Raw genomic sequence first — 19,795 nt, forward strand, 5'->3', positions numbered from 1 at the left:
ATTCCGATAGATTGCCGATATGAGCAATCGGAATTCCGATGGGCTGCAGGACCTCGGGCTGTGGCGCACCTTCCTCGCCGCGCACCGGTCGGGGTCGGTGTCAGCGGCGGCGCGCACACTCGGCCTCGCGCAGTCGTCCGTGACGACGCAGCTTCAGGCGCTGGAGGAGAGCGTCGGCGAGCCGCTGTTTGTGCGCCATGCCCGCGGCATCCGCCCGACGCCGCGCGCCGACGAGCTCGCAGCCCGGCTCTCCGGTCCGCTCGACGCGCTGGCGGATGCTCTCGGCACCCGCCCCGCCGCCGAACCGCCGATCGTGCGACTGGGTGGCGCCGCCGAGTTCCTGGCCAGCGTCGCCGCGCCCGCTCTCGCCCCCGCTGTGGCAGACGGGATGCGGCTCGCGGTGACCACCGGCCTGGCCGACGATCTGCTCGAGCAGCTCAGGGTCGGCAGCCTCGACCTCGTCATCTCGGCGGTGCGTCCGCGCGGGCGGGGGCTGCCGTCCGTGCCGTTCTTCGACGAGGAGTTCGCACTCGTCGCGGCACCGGCGCTCGGCATCGCGCATTCCCCCGTCCTCACGCGGGACGCTGTCACCGACGTGCCCCTGCTGGCCTACGACCGCGACGTGCCGATCCTCCGCCGGTACTGGCGGCATGTCTTCGGCATCCGTCTCGACCGCGAACCCGCTCTCGTCTTCCCGGATCTGCGTGCGCTCGCCGCCGCTGCCGTCGCCGGAGCGGGCGTCACCGTGCTGCCGACCTACCTGATCGCCGACGAGCTCGCCGACGGGAGGCTCGTCGACCTGCGTCCGACCGACGACCCGCCGATCAACACCCTGCACCTCGTGCGACGACCGGGGCCGCTGGCCGAGGGGGTCGCGGTCGTCGAGCAGGCGCTGCGCGCCGCCGTCGCCGACCTCTGACCTGCCGCCCTCAGCCTGCCGCCCTCAGCCTGCCGCCCTCAGCTAGCGCGACGGCGTGCGTGGTCGAAAGCGCATCCGAAACGGCGGTTTCCGGTGCTTTTTCGACCCCGCAGCCCGCCGGGACCGCCGCCGAGCCGGCCGCCTCAGCGGTTGAGCCAGTGGCGCAGCGTGCGCGTGACCCAGGGCAGCACCCAGTAGGTCATGATCGGGGTCAGCACGACCGTCGTCGCGAGCACCCGCAACCAGATCGGCAGCTCGTTCCAGCCGGGGATCGGGCTCATCGCGTAGGTGAAGGCGAGGTTGAGCGGGAAGAACCCGAGCCAGATCGACACGGCCTGCTTCCAGCGCGGGGGAGTGCTGACCATCGCGACCGTGGTCGTCGAGCCGTCGGCCCGAGGGAGGGTGATCGTGTCGGTGGTCGGCTCGTCGAACCATCCCTCGATGCCGCTGCGGCGGCGCACGCGCTCGCTGCGCACGAACTGCTCGCCGGTCGACTTCCACCACTCGCGTTCGCCGGACTGCTCCCAGGCGACGAGCGACTTCTCGTCGGAGAAGCGGTAGAGCATGTGCCAGACGTGCGAGTCCTCGCCGTCGCGCACCCATCCGGATCCGAGGAAGCCGGGGTACCGGTGCGCGAGGTTCACGCCGGTCTGCACCCAGGCAGTGGCCTCGGCCACATGCTCCGGGTCGAGCTCGCGGCGGATGGAGACGGTGATGGGTTCGCTGGACATGGTGGGTCCTCGGAGAGTGCGGTCGCCCGGATCACGGGCGCCTCGACGGTGGGGGATGCGCCAGGGTGCGGGCGCATCAACGATTGTATTTCGGATGCCGGGGGCCGCCGTCCGTTTTCGCGGCGCGCGAAGACGGCATCCCACCCATCCGATGCCGCCCTACGGCGACTCGGCCCCGCGACAGGGTGAGAATAGGAGGCATGAGCACGCGCAGCGAAGCCGTCCTGGTCGATGTCGTCCGCACCCCCGTCGGGCGTGGCAAGCCGGGCGGCGCCCTCTCGGGTGTGCATCCCGTCGATCTGGCGGCGGGCGCGCTGGGCGCGATCCTCGAACGCAACGGTCTGGAATCGCGGCAGATCGACGACGTGCTGCTCGGCTGCGTGAGCCAGGTGGGCGATCAGTCGTCGAACATCGCCCGTCAGGCCGTGCTCGCCGCGGGCTTCGACGAGACGATCCCCGCCACGACGATCGACCGTCAGTGCGGGTCGAGTCAGCAGGCGGTGCACTTCGCCGCGCAGGGGATCATGGCCGGGGCTTACGACGCGGTCATCGTCGGAGGTGTCGAGTCGATGAGCCGCGTGCCGCTCGGCTCGTCCGCAGCCGGCGGAAGCCCGATGTCGCCCCGCCTGCGTGAGCGCTACCCCGAAGGCCTCGTGAACCAGGGCGTCTCGGCCGAGCTCATCGCCCAGCGCTGGGACCTCGATCGTGCTGCACTCGATGACTATGCGGCAGAGTCGCATCGCCGCGCGGCGGATGCCTGGGGGAGCGGCTTCTTCGACCGCACGATCATCCCGGTCGCCGAGGCGCCGGATGCCGTGGTCGACGAGACCGTGCGCGCCGGCACGACGGCCGAAGGGCTCGCGGGGCTGAACCCGGCGTTCCGCACCGACGCGCTCGCCGCGCGGTTCCCCGAGGTCGGTTGGAGGATCACGCCCGGCAACTCGTCACCGCTCACCGACGGGGCATCCGCCGCACTGTTGATGAGCGCAGAGCGCGCCGACGCGCTGGGGCTCACGCCGCGTGCGAGGTTCCACGCGTTCACGGTGGTCGGAGACGACCCGCTGATGATGCTCACCGGGCCGATCCCCGCCACGCGGCGCATCCTCGAGCGCACCGGACTCACGATCGACGACCTCGACGCCTACGAGGTCAACGAGGCGTTCGCGTCGGTGCCGCTCGCCTGGGCCGCCGAGCTCGGGGCGGACGCCGCGAGACTCAACCCACGCGGAGGAGCGATCGCCCTCGGGCACGCTCTCGGCTCGTCGGGCACCCGCCTGCTCGGAACCCTCATCGACCAGCTCGACGCGGTCGGCGGACGATTCGGCCTGCAGACCATGTGCGAGGGCGGCGGCATGGCGAACGCCACGATCATCGAGCGCCTCTAGCCCCGGCATCCGGGACTCTCCCCGGCATCCGGCATCCGGCGTACCCGTGCCGAGTCGATGTGCGCCAGCCGAGTCCAGATCCGGAGAATTCGGACGCGCGGAGCGCACACGGACGTGCGGAGCGCCCGCACGCGGACGGACAAGACAGAGAAGACCCCCGCCGACCCGATTCGACGGGGGTCTCTTCGGGAGCAGACGCTCACCGTAGGCGCGGATGACGTGACTACCCGATCCGGTCTGAGTCTGTGTCCGCGCATGTGCAGTTGTAGTCGGCGAAGGTGTCCGGACGGTGAACGCGGCGAGAAATCCTCATCGTCCGAGATCCGCCACTCTGGAAGCGTTTGCGACTTTCGACCAGCACCGCCCCGCGCACCCCTGACTTTTCGCCACAGCACGCCTGCAAGCGCTTGCAGTCCGGAGCGACGCCCTGCTAGCTTCACTCGCAAGCCTTCGGACACGTCGTCGTGTCCGCCCGCCACCCAGGGAGCATCACTTGTTCAAGCCGGCTCGGTCGAAGACGACCGCCTCACGTCCGCTCGCCCTTCTCGCCGCCGCCGCGCTCGTCGTCTCGGGGTTCGGCGCCGCCGGCACCCTGGGCGCACCGCCCGCTTCCGCCGCCGATCGAACCGTGGCCCTCGTGGGATCGCTGCAGTCCGAACTCGGCTGCGCTGCCGACTGGGCGCCCGACTGCGCCGAGACCGAGCTCGAGCCCACGGGCGCCGAGGGCGTCTACTCCGCCGAGTTCGAGGTGCCGGCGGGCACCTGGCAGTACAAGGTCGCGGTGAACGACGGCTGGGACGAGGCGTACGGCCTCGACGGCGGCGCCGACGACATCCCCCTCACGGTCGCGGGCCCGACGACCCTGCGCTTCACGTTCGACGACACCCTCAAGCGGGTGGGTCTCGAGGCGACCGAGGTGCGCGGCGGCTACACGGCAGACGACGACGCGCTGGTCGAGAGCCCGGCACGTCAGGCAGGAGCCGGCGAGCAGTTCTACTTCGTGATGACGGATCGCTTCGCGAACGGCGACACCTCCAACGACGCCGGCGGCCTCGAGGGCGATCGGCTCACCACCGGGTTCGACCCCACCGACAAGGGCTTCTACCAGGGCGGCGACATCGCCGGCATCCGCGACAACCTCGACTACATCGAAGGCCTCGGCACCTCGGCGATCTGGCTGACGCCCAGCTTCGCCAACAAGCCGGTGCAGGGCGAGGGCGCGAACGCCTCGGCCGGGTACCACGGCTATTGGATCACCGACTTCACGCGCATCGACCCCCACCTCGGCACCAATGAAGAGCTGCAGGCGTTGATCGCCGACGCGCACGCCCGCGGCATCAAGGTGTACTTCGACATCATCACCAACCACACCGCCGATGTGATCGACTACGCCGAGGGCCAGTACTCCTACATCGACCAGGCGACGAGTCCCTACACGGATGCCGCGGGCACGGCGTTCGACCCGGCCGACCACGCGGGCACCGGCGGCTTCCCCGAGCTCGACCCGGCGACGAGCTTCCCCTATACGCCGGTGGTGGCCGACAGCGAGACCGACGTCAAGGTGCCGGCCTGGCTGAACGACCCGACGCTCTATCACAACCGCGGCAACTCGACCTGGTCGGGCGAGTCGGTCACCTACGGCGATTTCGACGGACTCGACGACCTGATGACCGAGCACCCGACCGTCGTCAACGGCTTCGTCGAGGTGTACGACAAGTGGATCGACCTGGGCATCGACGGCTTCCGCATCGACACCGTCAAGCACGTGAACTTCGAGTTCTGGGAGAAGTGGACAGCTGACGTCCTGGACTACGCGCATGAGCAGGGCAACGACGACTTCTTCATGTTCGGCGAGGTCTACGACGCCGATCCGGTGAAGCTCGCGCCCTACGTGCGCGACACCAACATGAACTCGATCCTCGACTTCACCTTCCAGTCCTCCGCCGTCAGCTATGCGTCCGGCAACTCGGCCAAGGGCCTGCAGTCCCTCTTCGCGGGCGACGACCGCTACACGACGCCCGATTCGTCGTCGACCGCCCTGCCCACGTTCCTCGGCAACCACGACATGGGGCGGGTCGGATCCTTCCTGCAGTCGACGGATGCTCCGCTGCAGCGCGACGAGCTGGCGCACGAGCTCATGTTCCTCACCCGCGGCCAGCCCGTCGTCTACTACGGCGACGAGCAGGGCTTCACGGGCGCCGGCGGCGACAAGAACGCCAGGCAGTCGCTGTTCGCCACCCAGGTGGCCGAGTACGCGGACCAGAACCTCATCACCGGCGAGCAGGCGGGCTCCGTTGACCGCTACGCGACGGATGCCGCGCTCTACGAGCACATCGCCGCGCTGTCAGAGCTCCGCGAGTCGAACCCGGCTCTCGGCGAGGGCGCGCAGATCGAGCGCTACGCGGCGTCCGGCGCAGGCGTCTACGCCTTCTCGCGGGTGGATGCCGACGACAAGGTCGAGTACCTGGTCGCGGTGAACAACGCCGCGACCGCGCAGACGGTCGACCTCGCGACGCTGACCGCCGACGCCTCCTACGAGGTGCTCTACGGTGACGCCGCACCCCTCACCACGGATGCCGGCGCCGCCGCCTCGATCACGGTGCCGGCCCTGTCGGCCGTGGTCTGGAAGGCCGACTCCACCGTCACGGCGCCGACCGAGGCGGCATCCGTCTCGGTGTCCGCGCCGGCCGCCGGTGCCGGTGTCTCAGGTCAGTCCGCCGTGCAGGCCGACATCGCCGACCAGTGGGCGCAGACCAGCTTCGCCTGGCGCGTCGTCGGCTCTGACGAGTGGCAGGCCCTGGGCACGGCGGAGGACACCGATCCGCGTGTCTTCCACGACATCCGCGATCTCGCGAACGGCACGCTCCTCGAGTATCGGGCGGTGACGACCGACGCCGCCGGCAATCACGCCGCCGCCTCGACCTATGCCTCGGTCGGCAACGCGGTGACGCTCGACGTGGGCGAGGAGCCCGAGTCGCCGATCGACATGGTGACGGTGCCAGGCAGCCTCAACTCCGAGATGGGCTGCGCGGGCGACTGGGATCCGGCGTGTGAGAAGGCGAAGCTGACCCTTCGTGCCGACGGCGTGTGGGAGGGGACCTTCGACCTGCCGGCGGGCGACTACGAGTACAAGGCCGCGGTCAACGGCAGCTGGGCGATCAACTACGGAGCGAACGGTGTGCCGGACGGCGCGAACGTCACTCTCACCCATGCGGGCGGGCCGATCACCTTCTACTTCGACCCGCGCACGAACATCGTGCAGTCCACGGCAGACGGCCCCATCGTGACGCTGCCCGGCTCTCTGCAGGACGAGCTCGGGTGTGCGGCCGACTGGTCGCCCGACTGCCTCGGCACCCTGATGGCCGACGGCGACCGCGACGGCGTCTACGAGTTCTCGACCGCGGATCTGCCGACCGGCGCCTACGAGCTCAAGGTCGCGCACGGCCTGAGCTGGGCCGAGAACTACGGAGCCGACGGAGTGCCCGGCGGCGCGAACATCTCGTTCAGCGCCACCGAGGGCACGGTGACGTCGTTCCGCTACACGCTGGCGACGCACGTGCTCGAGGTCGGCAGCGACACCCCGCAGCTCCCCGGCGTCGGCGAGCAGCGCGCGCACTGGGTCGATGCCGAGACGATCGCATGGCCGGCCACGCTCGGGTCCGTCGAGAGGGCGGCCTTCCAGCTCTATTCCTCGGCAGACGCGTCACTCGCCGTGGTCGACGGCGAGGTCGCGGGAGCGGAGCCGATCGCGCTCGACGTGATCGACGGGGGTCTGACCGATGAACAGCTCACCCGATTCCCGGCGCTCGACGGCTACCTCGCCCTGCGGGTGACGGATGCGGATGCCGCGGCGCTGCTGCGCACGCAGCTCGCGGTCGCCCAGCGTGACGAGGCAGGAGCGCTCACCGCGTTCACCGGCGTGCAGATCGCGGGTGTGCTCGACGACGTCTACGCGACTGCACTCGACGACGTCGATCTCGGTGTGACGTTCTCGGGCAAGAACCCGACGTTCCGGCTGTGGGCGCCGACCGCGCAGAGCGCGACGCTGCTCACCTGGAACGAGGGTGCCGAGGGCGACCCCGTGCGCCACGAGGCCACATGGGATGCCGCGTCGGGTGTGTGGTCGGTGAAGGGCAAGAAGGATCTCAAGGGCGACGAATACCTCTGGGAGGTCGTCGTCTACGCTCCGACCACCGGGGCCATCGAGACGAACCAGGTCACCGATCCGTACTCGATCGCCCTCACGCGGAACTCGCAGCGTTCGGTCGCCATCGATCTCGACGACAAGGCCTGGCAGCCGAAGCAGTGGCAGAAGACGCCGTCGCCGATCGTGGAGCGGGCGGTCGACCGCGCGATCTACGAGCTGCACATCAGGGACTTCTCGATCAGCGACGAGACGGTTCCGGCTGCGGAGCGAGGCACCTACCTCGCCTTCACCCGTGACAGCGCAGGCACCGATCAGCTCACGCAGCTCGCGGATGCCGGCATCAACACCGTGCACCTGCTGCCGTCGTTCGACATCGCGTCGATCGAGGAGGACAGAGCGGTGCAGGCGATGCCTGACTGCGACCTCGCCTCGTTCGGCCCCGCCGATTCGGCGCAGCAGGCGTGCATCCAGGCGGTCGCCGATGCCGACGGATTCAACTGGGGCTACGACCCGTACCACTACTCGACGCCCGAGGGCTCGTACGCGGTCGATGCCGACGGCGGGGCGAGGGTCAGCGAGTTCCGGTCGATGGTCGGCGCGCTGCACGACATGGACCTGCAGGTCGTCCTCGACCAGGTGTTCAACCACACCGCGGCATCCGGTCAGGCCGAGAAGTCGGTGCTCGACCAGGTGGTTCCCGGCTACTACCACCGGCTCAATGCGGCGGGCGGCGTCGAGACCTCGACGTGCTGCCAGAACGTCGCGACCGAGCACCTCGCCGCAGAGAAGCTCATGGTCGACTCGATCGTGACCTGGGCGCGCGACTACAAGGTCGACGGCTTCCGGTTCGACCTCATGGGGCACCACTCGACGACGAACATGCAGGCCATCCGTGACGCGCTCGACGCGCTGACCCTCAAGAAGGACGGCGTCGACGGATCGGCGATCCACCTGTACGGCGAGGGCTGGAACTTCGGCGAGGTCGCCGACAACGCCCTGTTCGAGCAGGCCACACAGGGCCAGCTCGGAGGCACGGGCATCGGGACGTTCAACGACCGGCTGCGCGATGCCGTGCACGGCGGCAGCCCGGTCGATGCCTCGTCGACGTTCCGCCAGGGGTTCGGCACGGGTCTCGGAACCGATCCGAACGGCGATCCGATCAACGGCACCGTCGAGCAGGCGCTCGCCGACCTCGGGCACGAGACCGATCTGGTCAAGCTCGGGCTCGCAGGCAATCTGCGCGACTTCACGTTCACGACGAGCGACGGCGCAGTGACGGCCGGAGAGGCCATCGACTACCGCGGCTCGGCGGCGGGCTATGCCGACCAGCCGGACGAGACGATCAACTACGTCGACGCGCACGACAACGAGACGCTCTACGACCTCTCGGTGTTCAAGCTGCCGGTGGACACCCCGATGGCCGACCGCGTGCGCATGAACACGCTGGAGCTCGCGACCGTGACGCTCTCGCAGTCTCCGTCGTTCTGGCACGCCGGCACCGAACTGCTGCGGTCGAAGTCCCTCGACCGCAACAGCTACAACTCGGGCGACTGGTTCAACCGCATCGATTGGACGGGTCAGGAGTCGACCTTCGGCTCCGGGCTCCCGACAGCCGCCGACAATGAGGAGAAGTGGCCGATCATGGCGCCGCTGCTCGCCGACCCCGCGCTCACGCCCGCCCCCGCCGACATGGCGGCAGCCGAGGCATCCGCTCTCGACCTGCTGCGCATACGCGACGAGGTCGACCTGCTGCGTCTCGGCTCGGCCGAGCTGATCCAGCAGAAGGTCACGTTCCCGAACGGCGGAGCGGGCGCAGCGCCCGGCGTGATCCTCATGCAGATCGACGATCTGGCGGGTCCCGATGCCGACGCAGAGCTCGACGGAGCACTCGTCGCGTTCAACTCCTCGCCCTCGCCGGTCACGCAGACGGTGACCGGCTTGGCCGGGCGCTCGTTCGCACTGACGCCGGCCCAGGCGAACGGAGCGGATGCCGTGGTCAAGACCACCACCTGGGACGCCGCGACCGGCACCGTGACGATCCCCGCCCGCTCGGTCGCCGTGCTCGTCGACGACCAGGTGCAGCCGATCGACACCCGCGTGCGTGCCACGTCGGACACTCTCGTGAAGGCGGGCAGGAGCGCGACCGTGAAGGTGACCGTCACCGCAGACGACGGCAGCGCCCCGGTGGGAACTGTGACGGTGCACGACCGCGGCAAGGTCGTCGCCACGATCGAGCTGACGCCGGCTGACAAGGGCAGGGCCACGGTCTCGGTGCCGAAGCTCGGTCGGGGGATCCACCTGCTCACGGTGCGATTCGACGGCACGGAACCGTGGCAGGACTCGCGCGGTTCGCGCAGTCTGCCCGTGATCGTCTACTAGAACGAGGAGACCGGATGCCGGGCTCATGTCCCCGGCATCCGGTCTTCGTGCGGCTCGCTACCAGGCGTAGGCCTCGGGAGCGGTACCGCCGGGACCCGGCCAGATGCGGTCGAGCTCGGCGAGCGTCTCGGCATCCAGCGTCACGTCGAGCGCCTCGACGGCCGAGTCGAGCTGGTCGATCGTCCGCGGGCCGATCACGGGCGCCGTCACCGCCGGCTGGTGCAGCAGCCAGGCGATCGCGACGACACCGGGGCGGATGCCGAGCTCGGCACAGAACGACTCGTAGCGCTCGATCGCAGGACGACGGTCGCCGAGCGCGTCGAGACTCGACCGGGAGCGATCGGTCTTCTGGAGCACCCCGCCGAGCTGTCCGCTGGCGAGCGGCGACCAGGGCAGCAGCCCCATGCCGTACTGCTCCGCGGCGGGCACGACCTCGAGCTCGACGGTGCGCTCGGTGAGGTTGTACAGCGACTGCTCGGTGACCGGGGCCGGATAGCCGGATGCCGCCGAGATCTCGTGCACGCGAGCGAGGTGCCAGCCGGCGAAGTTCGAGCTGCCGAGATACGTGATCTTGCCCTGCTCGCGCAGCGTCGCGAAGGCGCTGAGCGTCTCGTCGAGCGGCACCTCGCGGTCGATGTGGTGCATCTGGTACAGGTCGATGCGGTCGGTGCCGAGTCGCCGCAGCGATGCGTCGACCGAGGCGCGGATGTGCACAGCCGACAGACCCCGATCGTTCGATCGCGGGCCCATCACGCCGAACACCTTGGTGGCGACGATCAGGTCGTCGCGGGTGCCGCGGTCCTTCATCCAGCGTCCGAGGATCTCCTCCGACTGCCCGGGGTGGTCGCCCCACCGGCCTCCGCCGTAGACGTCGGCGGTGTCGATGAAGTCGATGCCGGCCTCGACCGCGCGATCCAGGATGGCGCGCGAGGCCTCTTCGTCGATCACGGGACCGAAGTTCATGGTGCCGAGGGCCAGGCGGCTCACTCGAGCGCCGGCTCGTCCGAGACGGGTGTACTGCATCAGCTGTTCTCCTTCTGCGAGTGGTGCGGTGGTGGCGAGTCGCTCGTGTCGATGAACGCCCATCCGAACGCGCCGAGCTCGCGGCGTGCATCGGTCGAGCCCGTGAGCATATCGGTGCCGATCACATCGACGTCGATCGGCGCGGCGCTGTGGTTGATGACGGTGAGGATACTGCCGCGGCGCGCGATCTCGACATGCTCGGGGAGCCCGGGGATCTCGGCGGCGACCCCGGCCTCGGAGGCGAGCCAGCCCAGCACCGCGGTCATGCCCGCGTCGTCGGGGATCGTCGCGAGGTAGAAGCCGTTCCCGGCACCTGCCCGCTTGCGAGTGAAGGCCGCGCGCCCCGCGGTGCGACCCTCGGTGAAGCGGCCGAGCACCTCGGCATCCTTCACGATCAGCTCTTCCGCGAAGTACTGCCCGACGATCCGGCCCGCTGGTCCGTCGAGCGGTGCCTCCGACTGGCCGGGCCCGTCGGGCACGGCGTGGCTCGCGACCTCTCCGGCCGAATCCGCCGAGCGCACGGACTCGGGCGGCACGAGCGCCCCGAAGTCCTCGAGCGCGACTCCGAGAACATCCCGCAGCGAGACGATGAACCCGCCCTCGCGGAACGCATCGTCCTGGTCGACCACGTCGCTGAACGCCGAGATGAAGAGGTTCCCGCCCTGCTCGACATAGGCGGACAGATTGGCCGCGCCCTCGTCGCCGAGCAGGTACTGCTGCGGTGCGACGACGAGCGAGTACGCGCTGAGGTCGCTCGTGGTGTTCACGATGTCGACCGCGAGGTTCTGTCTGTGCAGTGCCGCATGCCAGCGGTGCGCGAGTGTGAGGTAGTCGAGCGCGATCGGGTGGTCGTGGCCGTCGATGGCCCACCAGTTCTCCCAGTCGAAGACGAGCGCGATCCTCGCCCCCGACGAGACGTCCGGAAGGTCGGGCAGCTGGGCGAGCTGACCACCGAGCTCTGTGACCTCTCGCCAGGTGCGGGTGTCGAGCCCCGCCTGCGGCACCATCGCCGAGTGGAACTTCTCGCTGCCCCGGCGCGACTGCCGCCACTGGAAGAACATGATGCCGTCGGCGCCGCGCCCGACCGCCTGGGCGCTGATCGCCGCCATCTGGCCGGGTGCCTTCGGGGCGTTCGTCGGTCGCCAGTTCAGGGCGTTCGTCGACTGCTCGGTGAGGATCCACGGCACGCCGGGCTTCAGGCCGCGCATCAGCTCGCGCGCGAACGCCGCCCCGCGGAACGACTCGGGGTCGTTGGGGTCGGGGTAGTTGTCGTCGCTGATCACGTCGACCTCGGCGGCCCACTTCCAGTAGTCGGCCGGCGGGAACGCGCCCATGAAGTTCGTGGTGATCGGCTGGGTGGCACCCGAGGCGCGGATGATGTCGCGCTCCATGACGTACAGCTCGAGCAGGGTGTCGGAGGTGAAGCGCTTGAAGTCGAGCACGCTCGTCGGATTGATGCTGTACGGCGCCTTGCGCGGCGGCAGGATCTGCTCGAACGCCGTGTAGCGCTGCGACCAGAAGTCGGTGCCCCAGGCGTGGTTGAGGGCGTCGATCGTCGAGTACCTGCGGTGCAGCCACAGCCGGAAGGCGTCGCGCGCCGAGTCGGAGTAGTCGTAGTGCAGATGGCAGCCGTACTCGTTGTTGACGTGCCACAGCACGACGGCCGGATGATGCGCATAGCGCTCGGCGAGCGCCGTGACCAGCTCGGCGGCGAGGCGGCGGTACACCGGTGACGAGGGGGCGAAGGCCTGTCGGCTGCCCGGCCAGAAGGTCGAGCCGTCGGCATCCTGGGGCAGCATCTCGGGGTAGGCGGTCGTGGCCCACGGGGGAGGGGATGCGGTGGCGGTGGCGAGGTCGACCTGGATGCCGCCCTCGTGCAGCAGCCCGATGATCTCGTCGAGCCACTCCCAGTCGAACTCACCCTCGGCGGGCTGGATGCGCGACCACGAGAAGATGCCGAGGCTCACCATCGTCACGCCCGCTTCGCGCATGAGCCGCACGTCTTCGGGCCACACCTCTCGTGGCCACTGCTCGGGGTTGTAGTCGGCGCCGTAGTGCATGGGTCTCCAGGGTCGAGGTCGATGACCGGTCCTGACGACCCTACTCGGGAAGCGCTTTCCTGGAAAAAGCACGACCCTGGGGGTTGCGATACAAGGACGCCCTAGTAAATCGACGGATCCCGAAGTACCATCGTCATAGTGCCAACGACGGCGCGAAGGGACATCGCACAATGACTCGTACCATTCCCCACTTCCTAGGCGGAAAGCACCTCACCCCAGAAGGGGGCCGCTTCGCCGACGTGTTCGATCCGAGCACCGGATCCGTCCAGGCGCGCGTGCCGCTGGCCTCCGCCGGCGAGGTCGCCGACGTGATCGCGAACGCCGAGGCCGCGCAGGTCGAGTGGGCCGCGACGAACCCCCAGAAGCGCGCTCGCGTGCTGCTGCGATTCCTCGATCTGGTGCAGCGCGAGATGCAGTCGCTCGCCGAGCTGCTCGCGAGCGAGCACGGTAAGACCGTCGACGACGCGAAGGGCGACATCCAGCGGGGCCTCGAGGTCATCGAGTTCTCCGCGGGGGCTCCGCACCTGCTCAAGGGCGAATACTCGACCGGCGCCGGTGCGGGAATCGACGTCTACTCGATGCGGCAGCCCCTCGGCGTCGTCGCGGCGATCACACCGTTCAACTTCCCCGCCATGATCCCGCTGTGGAAGGCGGGGCCCGCGCTGGCCGCCGGCAACGCCGTGGTGCTCAAGCCCAGCGAGAGGGATCCCTCGGTGCCTGTGCGCATCGCCGAGCTGTTCCTCGAGGCAGGACTCCCCGCCGGCGTGCTCAACGTCGTGCACGGAGACAAGGAGGCCGTCGATGCCCTGCTGACCGACGACCGCATCCGGGCCGTCGGCTTCGTCGGCTCGACGCCGATCGCCGAGTACATCTACTCGACGGCCGCCGCGCACGGCAAGCGCGCGCAGTGCTTCGGCGGTGCCAAGAACCACATGATCGTGATGCCCGACGCCGATCTCGACCAGGCCGTCGACGCGCTGATCGGCTCGGGCTACGGCTCGGCGGGCGAGCGCTGCATGGCGATCTCGGTCGCGGTGCCGGTGGGGCAGGAGACCGCAGACGCTCTCGCCGCCAAGCTCACCGAGCGTGTGGCGCAGCTGCGCATCGGACCGTCGCTCTCAGCCGACGTCGACTACGGGCCGCTGGTCACGCGCGCTGCCGTCGAGCGGGTCGAGGGCTATATCCAGCAGGGCGTCGACGAGGGCGCGACGCTTCTCGCCGACGGGCGCGGGTTCTCCGTGCCGGGGCACGAGCAGGGCTTCTATCTCGGCCCCACGCTGTTCGACCACGTCACCACCGACATGGCGATCTACCGCGAGGAGATCTTCGGCCCGGTGCTCGTGATCGCCAGGGCCGCCGACTACGAGGAGGCGCTGCGCATGGCATCCGAGCACGAATACGGCAACGGCGTCGCGATCTTCACCCGCGACGGCGACGCCGCCCGCGACTTCGCCGCCCGCGTCGAGGTCGGCATGGTCGGTGTGAATGTGCCGATCCCCGTGCCGATCGCCTATTACACGTTCGGCGGGTGGAAGCGCAGCGGATTCGGCGACCTCAACCAGCACGGCGCCGACGCCTTCCGCTTCTACACGAAGACCAAGACCGTCACGAGCCGCTGGCCGTCTGCGGGGATCCGCGACGGCGCGAGCTTCGTGATCCCCACCATGCACTGACGATTCTTGTTCGTTGAGCGAGGCCGGCGAAGCCGACCGAGACGAAACGCACGACCCCAGGAGATGACATGACCATGACAACCGTCACCACCACCGCCGAAGAGCGCGAGGCCATTCTCGACGCCGTCCGGGACTTCGCCGACACCGAGCTCGCCCCGTTCGCGGCCGAGCGCGATGAGAAGCACATCTTCCCGCGGGAGTCGCTCGGCAAGGCCGGCGAACTCGGTCTCGGCGGCATCTACGTGCGCGAGGACTTCGGCGGCACCGGCCTCAGTCGCTCCGACACGGTCGCGATCTTCGAAGAGCTCGCCAAGGGCGACCCCGCGGTCGCCGCCTACATCTCCATCCACAACATGGTCGTCTGGATGATCGACACCTACGGCGATGACGCGCAGCGCGGCCGGTGGCTGCCCGCGCTCACCGCGATGCAGGCGTTCGGCGGGTACTGCCTGACGGAGCCGGGCGTCGGATCGGATGCCGCGAACGTCGCCACGAGTGCGGTGCGCGACGGAGACGACTACCTGCTCACGGGCGTGAAGCAGTTCATCTCGGGCGCCGGCGAGGCCGCGGTCTACGTCGTCATGGCGCGCACCGGCGAGCCGGGTGCCCGCGGCATCAGCGCCTTCCTGGTTCCCGGAGACGCCGAGGGCCTCAGCTTCGGCGCGCCCGAGAAGAAGATGGGCTGGCACGCGCAGCCGACCCGCCAGGTGATCCTCGACGGCGTGCGCATCCCCGCATCCGGAATGCTCGGCGACGAGGGACGCGGTTTCGCGATCGCGATGTCGGCGCTCAACGGCGGCCGTCTCAACATCGCGGCGTGCTCGCTCGGCGGTGCGCAGTGGGCCCTCGACCGTGCGGTGCAGTACGTGCACGAGCGCGTCGCGTTCGGCGAGCCGCTGGCCGAGAAGCAGTCGATCATGTTCGCGATCGCCGACATGCGCACCGACCTGCAGGCCGCTCGCCTCATGGTCAGGGACGGCGCTTCGGCGGTGGATGAGCAGGCGCCGGACGCGACGATGCGCTGCGCCATGGCCAAGCGCTTCGCGACGGATGCCGGATTCGACGTCGCCAACCGCGCTCTGCAGCTGCACGGCGGCTACGGCTATTTGCAGGACTACGGCATCGAGAGGGTCGTGCGCGACCTGCGGGTGCATCAGATCCTCGAGGGCACCAACGAGATCATGCGTCTGATCGTCGGCCGCGAGATGCTCCGACCCGCGGGGTCGGCGTCGCTCCAGCGGAGCGGCGAAGACCGGATGCGGAGCGCATCATGACTCGCATCGCCTTCCTCGGGCTCGGCCACATGGGCCTGCCCATGGCGAAGAACCTGGTCGCGGCGGGGCACGAGGTGCACGGGTTCGACCTGGTGCCGGCTGCGGTCGAGGCGGCGCAGGCCGCCGGCATCCCGGTCGCAGCGAGCGGAGCGGATGCCGTGCGCGACGCCGACGTGGTGATCACGATGTTCCCCGCCGGAAGGCATGTGATCGACGCCTACCGCACCGAGCTGCTGGCCGCCGCCCGCCCGAACACCCTCTTCATCGAGTCGTCGACGATCGCGGTCGATGAGGCCCGTGCGGCGCATGCGCTGGCGCTCGCCGCGGGGCATCGCAACGTCGACGCCCCCGTGTCGGGCGGCGTCGTGGGCGCCGAGAACGGAACACTCGCCTTCATGGTCGGCGGTTCCGACGACGACTTCTCGGCCGCGCTGCCGCTGCTCGAGGCCATGGGAAAGCGCATCGTGCACTGCGGTGGCCCCGGACTCGGGCAGGCGGCGAAGGTCTGCAACAACATGATCCTCGCGGTGTCGCAGATCGCGGTCGCCGAGGCGTTCGTGCTCGGCGAACGGCTGGGGCTCGAGCATCAGGCGCTGTTCGACGTGGTCTCGCAGGCATCCGGTCAGTGCTGGTCGATCACGACCAACTGCCCCGTGCCGGGGCCGGTGCCGACGAGCCCGGCGAACCGCGACTACCAGCCCGGATTCGCCGGTGCACTCATGGCGAAGGACCTCGGGCTCGCGCTGCAGGCGATCGAGCAGACGTCGACCGATGCGCAGATGGGACGTCTCGCACAGCAGCTCTACGCGGCATTCGCCTCAGGAGACGGCGCGACCCGCGACTTCTCGGGCATCATCACCGACATCCGCGACGGCTCTGTGTGACGCACTCGCGACATACTGAGATGACCACGACGGAGAGGGTTTCACGATGACCGAGTACGAGACGATCCTGGTCGAGCAGCGCGGACGAGTCGGGTGGATCACCCTCAACCGTCCCGAGGCCCTCAATGCGCTGAACAGCCGCCTCGCCGAGGAGGTCACGGCTGCGGCTGTGGCGTTCGACGGCGACGACGGCGTGGGCGCGATCGTCGTCACGGGGTCGGAGAAGGCGTTCGCCGCGGGTGCTGACATCAAGGAGATGGAGTCGATGTCGGCCGCCGAGATGCTCGAGACCGACCACTTCGGCGTCTGGCACGAGTTCGCCGCGGTGCGCACCCCGGTGATCGCCGCCGTCTCGGGTTTCGCGCTCGGGGGAGGATGCGAGCTCGCGATGATGTGCGACATCATCCTCGCCGCCGATACCGCCAAGTTCGGCCAGCCCGAGATCAATCTCGGCGTCATCCCCGGCATGGGCGGCACGCAGCGCCTGATCCGCGCCGTCGGCTATTACAAGGCGGCCGAGCTGGTGCTGTCCGGCCGGTTCATGGGCGCCGAAGAGGCGGAGCGCTCCGGGCTCGTCTCGCGGGTGGTGCCTGCATCCGAGCTGCTCGCGGAGGCGACGACGCTGGCCGAGACGATCGCGTCGAAGTCGCTGCCGTCGGTGTTCGCCGCCAAAGCCGCCCTCGACGCCGCGATGGAGACGACGCTCGCCGACGGTCTGGCCCATGAGAAGAAGGCGTTCGCCGCGCTCTTCGACACCGAGGACCAGAAGGAAGGCATGTCGGCCTTCCGGGAGAAGCGTGCGCCCGACTTCCGCAACCGCTGACCTCCGCGGAGGCGGCGGCGCCCGGCGGTTCACAATTCAGCATGCATGGCGCCATAGAGTCCCGTCGGCGCCGATCTGGCACGCCGGTCAGCGGTTGATGCTGAGCTGTGAACGAGCGGCGGGCGGCTCAGCCGCGCAGCGCGGCGACGATCTTCTCGACGCGGCGGTCGCGGGTCGCATCCTGCTTCGCGTCAGCCACGGTGCGGGCATGCTCCTTGCGCACGGAGTACGAGAGGGCGTCGAAGGCCCCGCGCAGCGCAGGGTCGGCATCGAGGGCCGCAGCCAGGGCGGGCGGGATGTCGACCTGGCGCTCGGCGGCATCCAGACGGATGACGGCCTCGACCTCCTGGTCGATCTCCACACCGAGGTCGGCCCGCACGGCTTTGCTGAAGCCGATCATGTTCTGCCCGCCCATGCGGGCCACGCGCAGACGTGCGGTGCGTCCTCCGATCGTGACGGCGACCGGAAAGGTCTTGCCCGCCCCGAACGACGCGACCTGCTCGTCGGAGAGGATGATCGCGGCGGCCGGGCCGCGGCCTTCGAGAGTCGTGTGCACGCGCAGCTCGCTCATGCGGGCAGTGTACCCCCGTGCCCGTCCGCTTCGGCCTCCGCCTCTGCGGCCAGCTGGTCGTTGCGCGCTTCGATCAGGCGACGCATGTACTCGCGGAGCACGAGCCGGTCGACCAGTCGTCCGATCGGGCCGAACGGCGAATGGAACCTGATCGTGTCGCGCATCAGCGTGCCCCGCGGGTGCTCCTCGAACACGTGCTCGTGCCAGAACGCGCCGAATGGTCCCGAGATCTGCCGGTCGCGGAACCCGCGCGGCGGATCGACGTCGTACACGATCGACCGCAGACGGAACGGGATGCCGAAGTGCCGTGCCCGCCAGGTGACGGTCGACCCTTCGCTGAACACGCCGCCCGCCGGGGCCTCGACCATCGTCTCGCCGTACCGTGCCATCGACCGCAGATGCAGCCCGGGGTCGAGGGCGATCGCGAAGACGTGGGCGGGAGCAGCCGAGATCACGCGTTCGAGCACGAACTCGGCCATGTCAGAGGGCGTCCGGCTGCGGCTTCGGGTCGCTGAAGTCGCCGGCGGCCTTGCGCATGCGGGCCACGATCGCGACGAGCTCGGTCGCGTCCGCCTTGCTGACCCCGGGGTCGGCGAAGACATCGGCGTTGAGGGCGGAGGTGGCGCGTTCGACGAGTTCGCGGCCGGAGTCGGTCAGGGCGAGCAGTGCAGCGCGGCCGTCGTGAGGGTGCGGCTCGCGCACGATCAGCCCATCGCGCACCAGACGCTCGGCCGTGCTCGTGACGGTCGTCGCATGCACCTGGAGTCGGGCGACCACGCTCGACAGCGGCAGGCGGCCCGCCCGGCTGAACGCCAGCAGGCGCAGCATCTCGTAGCGGGCGAAGCTCAGGGCGAACGGCTTGAGAGCGGCATCCACCCTGGCGAGCAGCAGCTGCTGGGCCCGCATCACCGAGGTGACCACGGTCATGCCGTCGGCGGCATCCGACCAGCCGTGCGCGAGCCATTGCCGCTTCGCCTCAGCGAGCGGATCGACAGGCAGAGGACGGGGTCGGACCACGGTTCTACGGTAGGGCATCGGGCCGGGACTCCGGGGATGCGCCCGCCGGAACGGCGAGTGGTCCTCAGTCGCTCGTCGGGTGGAACTCAGTATCAGGGGACTAGAATCGACGCAGTCGTGAGGAGCAATCGATGAAGATCTTCGTCCTGGTCAAAGAGGTGCCGGACACCTACGGCGACCGCAAGCTGAATCTCGAGACAGGACTCGCCGAGCGAGGTGCCGGCGACGTCGTTCTCGATGAGATCACCGAGCGCGCGCTCGAGGTCGCGCTGAGCCATGCCGACAAGAACGAGGGCACCGAGGTCGTCGCCGTGGCGATGGCTCCCGGCGGCTCGACGGCGTCGGTGCGGCGGGCGCTCGCGATCGGCGCAGGCTCGGCCGTGCACATCGCCGACGAGCAGCTCGCCGGAGCCGATCTCGGGCTCACGGCGGAGACCCTGGCGGCGGCGATCCGCCGCGGCGCACCCGACCTGGTGATCACGGGCAACCTGTCGACCGACGGTTCGGGCGGAGTGATGGCCGCGATGCTCGCCGAGCACCTCGGCTGGGCGCACGCGACCGCGCTCACGAGCGTCGAGATCACGCCTGAGGGCATCACGGGCACGCGAGGGGCGGATGCCGGAGCGCAGCCGATCTCGGCATCCCTTCCCGCCGTCATCTCGATCACCGAAGCGCTGCCCGACGCGCGCTTCCCGAATTTCAAGGGCATCATGGCGGCGAAGAAGAAGCCGCTCGAGGTCCTGACCCTCGACGACCTCGGCGTCTCGGCCGACCCGGGCGCGGCTCCCCGCACGATCATGACGTCGGTCGCCGAGAAGCCGCCTCGTGCGGCCGGCGTGAAGATCGTCGATGAGGGCGATGCCGCCGAGAAGCTCGTCGACTACCTCGTGCAGAACAGGCTGGTGTGAC

14 protein-coding genes are annotated in these 19,795 nt (G+C 69.5%); 8 read left to right on the forward strand and 6 right to left on the reverse strand.

Features of this window, described 5'->3' with window-relative positions; translation table 11 throughout:
- Window positions 1-19 precede the first annotated feature (19 nt).
- Window positions 20-919, forward strand: a complete 900-nt coding sequence (locus tag RU09_RS13770; RefSeq protein WP_042541420.1) for a LysR family transcriptional regulator — start codon at window positions 20-22, stop codon at window positions 917-919.
- Between the two features lie 143 nt (window positions 920-1,062).
- Here the strand turns inward: RU09_RS13770 and RU09_RS13775 are convergent, their stop codons facing one another.
- Window positions 1,063-1,650: an antibiotic biosynthesis monooxygenase gene (locus RU09_RS13775; protein WP_042541421.1), complete on the reverse strand. Its 588-nt coding sequence runs from the start codon at window positions 1,648-1,650 to the stop codon at window positions 1,063-1,065.
- A 200-nt stretch (window positions 1,651-1,850) separates the two neighbouring features.
- Here RU09_RS13775 and RU09_RS13780 point away from each other — a divergent pair, with 200 nt between their 5' ends.
- Window positions 1,851-3,035 (forward strand): thiolase family protein, encoded by a 1,185-nt coding sequence (locus RU09_RS13780; protein WP_042541422.1) that lies wholly within the window; start codon window positions 1,851-1,853, stop codon window positions 3,033-3,035.
- Window positions 3,036-3,528: 493 nt separating this feature from the next.
- Entirely contained in the window at window positions 3,529-9,561 is a 6,033-nt protein-coding gene (gene pulA, locus RU09_RS13785) for a pullulanase-type alpha-1,6-glucosidase (protein ID WP_082041136.1), read from the forward strand.
- A gap of 57 nt (window positions 9,562-9,618) precedes the next feature.
- Here the strand turns inward: pulA and RU09_RS13790 are convergent, their stop codons facing one another.
- Both RU09_RS13790 and RU09_RS13795 read right to left on the reverse strand, forming a co-directional pair.
- The gene (locus RU09_RS13790; RefSeq protein ID WP_042541423.1) at window positions 9,619-10,584 is read right to left on the reverse strand and encodes an aldo/keto reductase; all 966 of its coding nucleotides are present in this window, start codon (window positions 10,582-10,584) and stop codon (window positions 9,619-9,621) included.
- Window positions 10,584-12,644, reverse strand: a complete 2,061-nt coding sequence (locus tag RU09_RS13795; protein WP_042541424.1) for a beta-galactosidase — start codon at window positions 12,642-12,644, stop codon at window positions 10,584-10,586. Before RU09_RS13795 ends, RU09_RS13790 begins: the two co-directional genes overlap by 1 nt.
- A gap of 170 nt (window positions 12,645-12,814) precedes the next feature.
- Between RU09_RS13795 and RU09_RS13800 the strand changes: the two genes are divergently transcribed.
- The 4 genes from RU09_RS13800 to RU09_RS13815 all read left to right on the forward strand — a co-directional run bounded on the left by RU09_RS13800 (window position 12,815) and on the right by RU09_RS13815 (window position 17,298).
- Window positions 12,815-14,317, forward strand: coding sequence for a CoA-acylating methylmalonate-semialdehyde dehydrogenase (locus RU09_RS13800; protein WP_042541425.1), 1,503 nt, complete (start codon window positions 12,815-12,817; stop codon window positions 14,315-14,317).
- Between the two features lie 68 nt (window positions 14,318-14,385).
- On the forward strand, window positions 14,386-15,591 hold the full coding sequence (locus RU09_RS13805) for an acyl-CoA dehydrogenase family protein (RefSeq protein WP_042541426.1): 1,206 nt from the start codon (window positions 14,386-14,388) through the stop codon (window positions 15,589-15,591).
- A complete protein-coding gene (gene mmsB / locus RU09_RS13810) occupies window positions 15,588-16,475 on the forward strand; it encodes a 3-hydroxyisobutyrate dehydrogenase (RefSeq protein WP_042541427.1) in 888 nt (295 codons plus the stop codon). Before RU09_RS13805 ends, mmsB begins: the two co-directional genes overlap by 4 nt.
- Window positions 16,476-16,521: 46 nt before the next feature.
- Window positions 16,522-17,298 carry an enoyl-CoA hydratase gene (locus tag RU09_RS13815; protein ID WP_042541428.1) on the forward strand — a complete coding sequence of 259 codons (777 nt, stop codon included), beginning with the start codon at window positions 16,522-16,524 and terminating at the stop codon, window positions 17,296-17,298.
- 127 nt (window positions 17,299-17,425) lie between these two features.
- Here the strand turns inward: RU09_RS13815 and RU09_RS13820 are convergent, their stop codons facing one another.
- Genes RU09_RS13820 through RU09_RS13830 form a run of 3 tightly spaced genes read right to left on the reverse strand, consistent with a single transcriptional unit; the run spans window position 17,426 to window position 18,886 of the window.
- Complete coding sequence (locus tag RU09_RS13820) at window positions 17,426-17,869, reverse strand: YdeI/OmpD-associated family protein (protein ID WP_042541429.1); 444 nt, start codon at window positions 17,867-17,869, stop codon at window positions 17,426-17,428.
- A complete protein-coding gene (locus RU09_RS13825; RefSeq protein WP_042541430.1) occupies window positions 17,866-18,348 on the reverse strand; it encodes an SRPBCC family protein in 483 nt (160 codons plus the stop codon). The genes RU09_RS13820 and RU09_RS13825 overlap by 4 nt, the downstream gene beginning before the upstream one ends.
- A gap of 1 nt (window position 18,349) precedes the next feature.
- Entirely contained in the window at window positions 18,350-18,886 is a 537-nt protein-coding gene (locus RU09_RS13830) for a MarR family winged helix-turn-helix transcriptional regulator (RefSeq protein ID WP_082041137.1), read from the reverse strand.
- A gap of 131 nt (window positions 18,887-19,017) precedes the next feature.
- Here RU09_RS13830 and RU09_RS13835 point away from each other — a divergent pair, with 131 nt between their 5' ends.
- Window positions 19,018-19,794, forward strand: a complete 777-nt coding sequence (locus tag RU09_RS13835) for an electron transfer flavoprotein subunit beta/FixA family protein (protein ID WP_042541432.1) — start codon at window positions 19,018-19,020, stop codon at window positions 19,792-19,794.
- Window position 19,795: the final 1 nt, after the last annotated feature.

The organism is Microbacterium sp. MEJ108Y (assembly GCF_000834175.1).
Lineage (GTDB): Bacteria > Actinomycetota > Actinomycetes > Actinomycetales > Microbacteriaceae > Microbacterium > Microbacterium forte.